The sequence below is a fragment of the Myxococcus sp. AM011 genome, from assembly GCF_013372595.1.
Taxonomy (GTDB): domain Bacteria; phylum Myxococcota; class Myxococcia; order Myxococcales; family Myxococcaceae; genus Myxococcus; species Myxococcus eversor.
The window spans coordinates 1-3,023 of sequence record NZ_JABXEM010000492.1; the positions used below are offsets into that span (position 1 = coordinate 1).

The following is a 3,023-nucleotide window of genomic DNA, read 5'->3' on the forward strand; positions in this document are numbered from 1 at the left end:
GGCGGCTCCCTGTAGGCGGGCTGGGTGTTGGACCGGGTGCTCGGGTGGTCGAATCGGGCGATGGGGAGGAAGGGGACAGCCCACCAGTAGTTGCTGCATCCGGTGAACAGCAGGCTCGCGACGATGGCGAAGATGATGTGGCGCATGAGTGTCTCCAGCCGGCCCTGAGTGCCCGTACCATAGCCGGGAGTTCCGCGCAGGCGACTCTTGATGAAGTCGCGTCAGGGAGGGCTCGCCAGGGGATGACACCTGAGCGGTGGAATCAGCGCATCCAGACTGCCCGCACGGCACGTCGCTCGGCACAACGCGCCGCGTCCTGGGGTGGAGCGGGCATGGGCTCGACGTCGTGGGCGGGGTCCAGCGGGAAGAACGACGGAGCGCGGAGCGGCGGGGCGTCGAGCCGCGGCATGGGGTACGTGCCGAGGGGGCGCGAGCTTCGCGCGCCGTGTGAGCCGCCGGGACGTTTCAGGGCGCTTCGTTGGCGGGCTTGGACTCTTCTTTTTCCGCGTCTGGCGCGTCCGAGGCGCGGTCCGGTCCGTACACGGGCTCGCTGGTCGGGACGGGGTCCTCCTCCCATCCGCCGGGCTGCTGGTTGAGGCTCCTGGGGTTCGGGGTGGAGGGGAGCATGGGGTAGAGCCACCAGCGGCTGCAGCCACTCAGCAGCAGTCCCGCGATGACGGCGATGGTGATGGTGGCGTAGCGCATGTTTCTCCCCAACGGCCGGCCCTGACTGAGTTCCCCACCATATCCGGGGGCTTGGACGAGTGCGACTCACGGTGGAGTCGTGAGCGGGCAGGCTCTCTTCGAAATGACACCGGCGCGGTGCGTCTGGCGCATCCAGAGTGCCCGCACGGTGTGGCGCCCAGCACGACGCCCCGCGTCCTGGTGCGGATGAGGCACGGCGCTCAAGGTGGTTCGAGGAGGCTCCTCATGAGACTGCGTGCCGTGGTCCCGCTGTTCCTGGCGCTGGTGGCGGCGGGGTGTTCATCGGGACGTGTCGTCCGCCTCGAGGCGGGCCCGGACTCTTTCGTCGTGACACCCCGCGAGGAACCAGGCGCGGAGTTGAAGGCGGCGGAGCTGGGGGCTGATGCTTTCGGGCAAGCCGTCGCGGAGCTGGCGGGAGATGTGCGGCCCTTTCGGCACCCCATGAGAGAGGCGCGAGCGCTCTTCGGTGTTCCCTCCCGAAGTGGGACGTTCCTGTACGAGTCTCAGGGGCAGCGCCTCGTTCCGCAGCAGCAGGAGGTGGACGGACCCCGGCTCCTGGAGACCTATGCGGATGAGGAACTCACGCGCGCCTACGGTGAGTGGTGTGCTCGCCGGCGGAAGGCAGGGGATTGCCTGCGCCACTTGGATGAAGGTCCCTTGTTGGGGAGTGACGGCAAGTACACGCTGGCCATGGCCATCGCCATGGATGCGGTGTGGGACGAGACGGCCGAGGCCTTGGCGGACCTGGTATCCCCCGACGTCCTTCAAGCCACTGTCCTGGCTTCCGTCACCATGTACATGCTCCTGTGGTCTCTCCCCGAGCCTGTGAGCAAGGGGCTCGCGGCGGTGATGACCGCTGCCGCCATCGCCTATCTGGGCGTGGATACGGTGCTCCGCCTCATCGATGGCTGGGTGTCGTTGGTGCGGAAGGTGGATTCATCCAGGACGTTCGCGCAGCTCAGCGAAGCGGCTGGAGAGTATGGCGAGGTGCTGGGCGAGAACGCCGCCCGTGTCTTCGTCATGCTGGCGACAGCGGCGATTGGAAGCACGGCGGGACTGGCTGCGAAGTCAGCGGGGTTGCCAGGCTCCGCGCAGGCGGCGCTCGCCGTGGAGTCGCAGGCTGGCTTCTCGTATGCCGCACTGGGTGGGGTTCAGTCCGTCGCGGCGACCACGACGGGACTCACGGTGGTGCTGGCTCCTACCGCGGTGGCCATGGCCGTGCGTGCGCCGCGAGGTGGCTCGCTTCCGCATCAACATCATCTCGCCACCAACAAGAACGACATCTCTTCGGTGCGCGGAGGACCCTGGACTCCAAGGTTCCGGCACATCTTCCAGAAGGCGGGGATGGAGCTGAAGGACTCCGAGAACATCGTGCCCATCAAGGGGCATCAGGGGCCGCACCCTCAGCGTTACCACGAGCTGGTTTTCGAGGAATTGGACGCGGCGACGCTGACCTGTCGAACGGTGCTGTCCTGCCGAGCTGCCCTGAAAGCCACTTGACGGCGGCTCGCACGGGAGGTCGCCACTCCGGGGACGGAGTTGAACCTGCTCGTCACTCGCGGAGCAAAACCGTAGGTTCCCTCCATGTCCCGGCGCTTCTTCGAGCTGCATGATGATGTCCAGGCTCCCAGGCGTTGGCATCTGGGAATGCCCGTCGACGCTCGGGGCCGTGCCGTGAAGGAGCCCGAACGCTTCCGGTTGGGTGCGCCCGTTTCAGTGGAAGGGTGCCTGAGACTGCCCATCGAAGTGCCGGGTCGTCCCCTGGACTTCACCGAGGCGGGAGTGCGAATCCCGGTGGTGCACGTCAAGGTCGCGACGGTCTTCACCGAGCTGGCACCCGACGACGTTCAGCTCATCGACGTTCAGCTCATCCCAGTGGACATCGACAAGCACGAGGATGCGTATCTCATCCTGGTGGCCACCCGCCTCATCCGCTGCATCGATGAGAAGGCCTCGCGGATTCAGCGCTGGCTGCCCGAGGACGGAGTGCCCGAGAAGGTGGGCCAGTATGCCTCCGTGCGCGGTCTTCGAATCGATGCCTCGCAAGTGGGAGAGGCCCGCGTCTTTCGGCCGGAAGGCTGGCCCGGAGCCCTCATCATCTCCGAGGACCTTCGAGATGCGCTGATGCGTGTTGGAGCGACGGGGCTGTCGCTCACGGACGTGTGAACCCCGGGCCCGGAGGTATTCGCCAGGCCCTCTGTAACCTTTCGCCCCCCATTTTCGTGGAGTCGTCGAGTGCTCGGGATTTTCCCGGGTGTGAGTCGACGGAGGACGGACATGGACGCGAAGACGGTGGCGGTGGTGGGGGGTGGACTGGG

The 3,023-nt window shown here is 66.8% G+C and carries 2 protein-coding genes and 1 pseudogene; 2 read left to right on the plus strand and 1 reads right to left on the minus strand.

The features are described from left to right. Positions 1–465: 465 nt before the first annotated feature. Complete coding sequence (locus HUW62_RS46585) at positions 466–705, minus strand: hypothetical protein (protein ID WP_176438114.1); 240 nt, start codon at positions 703–705, stop codon at positions 466–468. A 225-nt stretch (positions 706–930) separates the two neighbouring features. On the opposite strand from HUW62_RS46585, the pseudogene HUW62_RS46590 reads away from it, so the two are divergent. Together HUW62_RS46590 and HUW62_RS46595 are read left to right on the plus strand one after the other, a co-directional pair. Continuing rightward, positions 931–2,280 (plus strand): annotated as a pseudogene (locus HUW62_RS46590) (AHH domain-containing protein). Positions 2,281–2,289: 9 nt separating this feature from the next. After that, positions 2,290–2,871, plus strand: a complete 582-nt coding sequence (locus HUW62_RS46595) for a DUF1629 domain-containing protein (protein ID WP_176438115.1) — start codon at positions 2,290–2,292, stop codon at positions 2,869–2,871. Positions 2,872–3,023 lie beyond the last annotated feature (152 nt).